The organism is Streptomyces sp. KLMMK, from assembly GCF_036961605.1.
In the GTDB taxonomy this organism is placed as follows: domain Bacteria; phylum Actinomycetota; class Actinomycetes; order Streptomycetales; family Streptomycetaceae; genus Streptomyces; species Streptomyces telluris.
In genome coordinates this window covers 1-4,645 of the sequence record NZ_JBAMDC010000466.1, presented here as the reverse complement: position 1 = coordinate 4,645, position 4,645 = coordinate 1, and the positions used below count along the sequence as shown (strand labels likewise).

Here is a 4,645-nt window from a genome sequence, read left to right as displayed (position 1 = left end):
TGGTGGTGGGAGCGGCGGTGGTGCTCACGCGTGCTCGTGCTCTTCGTCCGAGTGGTGGTCGTGGTTCTCCACGCCGCGCTTCCAGTAACCGTCGATGTCCACCTGCTCCTTGGCCATGCCGAGGTCGCGGCGCAGGTAGCGGCGGATGGGCTTGAGCGTGCCGGCCTCGCCGGCGATCCAGGCGTAGCCGAGCCCCTCGGCGGGCAGTTCGGCGGCGCGGATGGCCTGTTCCATCAGGTCGCTCGTGCCGGCCGGGGCGTCCCCGCGGTGGAGCCAGGTCATGGTGCAGTCGGCGGCGGTGGAGAAGTGCTGCTCGTCCTGCGGGCCGGGCACCTCGGCGAAGGCGAGGACGCGGACGCCCGCGGGCAGCATCTCCAGCCAGCGGCCGAGCGCGGGCAGGGCGGTCTCCTCGGCGGCCAGCAGGTACCAGTCGTGGACCATCGGCAGGATCTCGGAGCCGCGCGGACCGAGGACGCCGAGCCGCATGCCCGGCTCCGCCCGCGCGGCCCAGGCCGAGCCCACGCCGTCGCCGTGCAGGACCATGTCGACGTCCAGTTCCTGCGCGTCGGGGCGGTAGTAACGGACGGTGTAGTCCCGGGTGATGGGCTCCACGGGGGCGTCCATCCAGGTGTCGTTGCTGATGACCGGCTCGACGGGCAGTTCGGCGCCCGCTTCGGCGAAGCAGAGCTTCACGTGGTCGGTCGGCGCCTGCTCGCAGAATCCTTCCAGCGCGGGGCCGGCGAACGTCACCCGCACGGTGGAGGGGGTGAGCCGGTCGACCCTGCGCACCTCCAGCAGGCGGTACTTGAGCGGATGGCGGACGATGCGCATGCGCGGCGGGAGCGTCTCAATGGTCATCGATCATCCCAATCTGGCCGGGGTGTGCCGCGGGACCGGCACCGCGGTGCGGTGGCCCCCGCGCGGGCGCGCGAGGGCCACCGGGCGTCACGTGTACGGCCGGAGGACCCCTCCGAACCGAAGTTAGGCAACCCTAACCTAACTCATCGTGTAGTCGCCATCGTTCCCGCCACCCGGCCCCCGTCGAGCGTGACCACGCGCGGCAGCCGGGCGATGGTGGCCGGCCGGTGCGCGACCACGATGATCGTGCGGTCGCCGCGCATCCCGTCCAGGGCGTGCTCCAGCCGGCCCGCCGTCACCGGGTCGATGTCGGCGGTCGCCTCGTCCAGGACGAGCACCGCCGGGTCGGCCAGGGCCGCCCTCAGCAGTCCGACGATCTGCCTCTCCCCCGCCGACAGGCGCGCGCCGCGCACGCCCACCTGGGCGTCGAGACCGCCCAGATCACGGAGCCACTCCTGAAGTCCCAGCTCGGCGACGGCCCGTTCCATCCCGGCCCGGCCCGGAGCGCTGTGCACCAGCTCCAGGTTCGCCGCCACCGTGCCCGTCACCATGCGGACCTCCTGCGGCACCAGCACCACGCGGCGGCGCAGCTCGGCCTCCGGGATCTCCCGCAGGTCGACGCCGGCGAAGCGCACCGCGCCCCGGTCGGGCGCGTAGAGGCCGCACAGCAGCTTCGACAGCGTCGTCTTGCCCGAGCCGGTCTCGCCGACCAGGCCGGTGCGGTCGCCCACCGGGAAGCCCAGGGAGACGCCCCGCAGCACCTCCGTGCCGTCGCGGTAGGAGTAGCCGAGGTCCTCGCAGGAGAGTTCGCCGCGCAGGGGCAGCTCCGCGGCCGGGCCGCCCTCCCGGGGCTTGTCGTCCGCGGACCGGTCGGTGGCCGCCAGCAGGTCCAGCAGCCGGGCCAGGCCCGTACGCGCCGTCTGCACCTCGCCCACGAGCTGCGAGATGTCGGAGAAGGAGTCGAAGAGGTTACGGCTCGCCAGGACGAAGACCACGACGGTGCCGACGCCCATCGCGCCGCGGGAGACGGACCAGCCGCCGACGAGCAGCAGCACGACCAGCGCGAACCCCTCGATCAGGCCGACCAGGTCGATGCGGTTCTCCACCCGGATCGCGCGCCGGGCCGCGCCCACGGCCGCGGTGTTCTCCCGGTCGAACCGGCGCAGCCAGCCCGGCAGGCCGCGGGCGCTCTGCAGCGCCTCCCGCACGTTCAGGGTCTCGGTGAACGTTGCCGCGACCGTCGCCTCCGCCGCCGCCTTCCCGCCGAACGCGCGCGGCGCGGACCGCTGGAACCAGCGCATCACCAGGAGCGTCAGCGGCACGAAGACGGCGATCTGCACCAGCGCCAGCTGCCACGAGTAGCCGAAGAGCACGACGAGGGTGAAGGCGAGCGTGGCCGTCGCCGACACCAGCCTGCGCAGGTGCATGCGCACGAAGGAGGCCAGGGCGGCCACCTCGCCCGTCGTACGGCGCAGCAGGTCGCCCGTGCGGTGCGACTCCAGGAACCGCAGCGGCGCCGAAGCCAGGTTCTCCACGCACTTCTCGCGCAGGCTGCGCACGACGTTCTCGCCGGCCTTCGCCAGCAGCAGCTCGCCCGCGCGGGCCAGGCCCAGCTGGAGGACCGCGAGGACGACGAGGACCACGGCGGCGGTCAGCAGCCCGCCGCGGTCCCGGTCGAGCAGGGCGTCCGTCGCCCGCCCGATCAGCGGGGCGACGGCCACCAGCGCGGCGGAGTCCGCCAGCCCGACCACGAGGGCGACGACGAGCGCGCGCCGGTGCGGGCGCAGATAGGGGGCGGCGCGACGCAGCACGCGCCGCTCGTCGGGCTGCTCGGCAAGCAGAACCGGCTCAGCCACGGGGGGCCTCCGGGGTGGTGGCGGATACGGGTGCGGGTGCCGCCTGGGGGGCGGCGGGGGCGTCCTTGCCGGTGGCGCCGGGGGCGCCGGCATCGCCGGCGTCACCCCCACACCCCGCGGCCGTCAGTGTCACGACGCGGTCCGCCGCCTCCAGCACCGCCGTGCGGTGCGTGGCGAAGACGATGGTGCGGCCCGCGGCCCATGTGCGCAGGCGGTCGAGGATCAGTCGCTCGGTGGTGGTGTCCAGGGCGGACGTGGAGTCGTCCAGGATCAGCACTTCCGGTTCGCCCAACAGCGCGCGGGCGATGGCCAGCCGCTGGACCTGTCCGCCCGACAGGGCGGTGCCGCTCTCGCCGAGTTCGGTGCCGTAGCCGTCGGCCATCGCGGTGATCTGGTCGTGGATACCGGCGGTTTCGCAGGCGGCGTGCAGGGCCTCGTCCGGCATGTCGCGGCCGAGCCGCAGGTTCTCGGCGACCGTGCCGGACAGCAGCATCGGCCGCTGGGCGACGTACGCGATCCGGCCGCGGATGTCGTCCAGGGCGGCCTCGCGCAGGTCCGTGCCGCCGTAGCGGACGGCCCCCGTGCCGGGGTCGTCGAGCCGGACGGGCAGGCGCAGCAGGGTGCTCTTGCCGGAGCCGGTGGCGCCGTTCACGGCGACGAACTCCCCGGCGCGGACGGTCAGGTCGAGCGGCGCGAGGACGGTGACGCCGTCGCGGACCGCGCTGACGCCGGCCAGCTCCAGGTCGCCGCCGGAGGTGAGCGCGACCGGCTCGGCCGGGTCGGTGACGGTGGCTTCGATGGACAGCGCCTCGTCGATGCGGGAGGCGGCCACGTCGGCCTGCCCGCGGGCGAGGAGCCGGTCGACCAGGACGCGGGTGGCGAGGGTGATGCTGGCCATCCAGGACGTGAAGGCGACCAGGCCGCCGATGGTCAGCCGGCCGTCGAGGACCGCGAGGCCGCCGAAGCCCACGCCGACGGCCACGGCCAGCCGCGGGACGAAGGGCGCGACGGACGCCCAGGAGGCCTCGATCCGGGCCGCCTTGACGGTGCGGTCGGTGACGGCGGCGCTGGCCGCGTCGTGCCGGGCCACGAGCGGCCGGTGGCCACCCGTGCCACGCAGGCCGGTGCCGAGCTGGAGCAGGTCGGCCACGGCCTCGGCGCGGACGCCGTGCGCCTCGGCCAGCGCGCCGCTGGCCGCGCCGAAGCGGCGCGGGAAGTACAGGTTGACCCAGACCAGGAACGGCAGCATGCCCAGCGTCACCAGCAGCAGCGACACGTCGAGCACGCCCATGCCGGTCAGGACGCCGGCGAAGGTGGTGGCCAACACGACCCAGATGGCCAGGCCGTGCACCCACTCACGCACCAGGTCCGTGTCCCGGCCGGCGCGCATGGCCAGATCGCCGTGGCCGCGGGAGGCGAGCGCGGCGCGGTCCAGGCCGGCCAGGTGCCGCAAGAGGCGGGAGCGCAGGTCGGCTCCCACCTTGGCGTCGGCGGAACCGGCCCAGTACTGCCAGCCGTAGAGCCCGGCGAACTGGACGCCCGCGGCACACAGCGTGGCCGCGGCCCACACCATCAGGGCGTGGTTGTCCTTGGCCGTGACGCCGTCGTCCAGCGCCTTCTGGATGCACCACGGGACCGCGAGGAAGGCGATCTGCCGGACTCCGGCGGCGGCCATGGCCGCGCCGACCGTCGCCCAGTGCGGCCGCAGGGAGCCGCGCAGCAGGGCGCGGGCCCGTCGCCGCCGTTCGGGCGAGAGGTCCCGTGGGCTCTGTTCTTCCTCTTCCGGGGAGCCCTCCTCCGGGACGTCCTCCGGAACGTCCTCCTCCGGGGCGTCCCCGGCGGGCGGGACCTCCTCGGCGGTCGGCGGGCCCGGGGGCTCGTCGGCGGTGCCGGGGTGGTGCTCCGGCTTGGCGTGTTGGGTGCTCACGACG

3 protein-coding genes are annotated in these 4,645 nt (G+C 74.8%); all 3 read right to left on the bottom strand.

Annotated features, from left to right (window positions below; translation table 11 throughout):
* Positions 1 to 24: 24 nt before the first annotated feature.
* The gene (locus V7793_RS33740) at positions 25 to 858 is read right to left on the bottom strand and encodes a siderophore-interacting protein (protein ID WP_336013508.1); all 834 of its coding nucleotides are present in this window, start codon (positions 856 to 858) and stop codon (positions 25 to 27) included.
* A gap of 143 nt (positions 859 to 1,001) precedes the next feature.
* Positions 1,002 to 2,714, bottom strand: coding sequence for an ABC transporter ATP-binding protein (locus tag V7793_RS33735; protein ID WP_336013507.1), 1,713 nt, complete (start codon positions 2,712 to 2,714; stop codon positions 1,002 to 1,004).
* Positions 2,707 to 4,645: ABC transporter ATP-binding protein (locus tag V7793_RS33730; RefSeq protein ID WP_336013506.1), on the bottom strand; the 1,939-nt coding region annotated here is incomplete at its 5' end. The genes V7793_RS33735 and V7793_RS33730, both read right to left, overlap by 8 nt.

Excerpts from the sequence above, each read along its gene's own strand:
- V7793_RS33740 (WP_336013508.1), bottom strand. The coding sequence starts at position 858 with ATGACCATTGAGACGCTCCCGCCGCGCATGCGCATCGTCCGCCATCCG.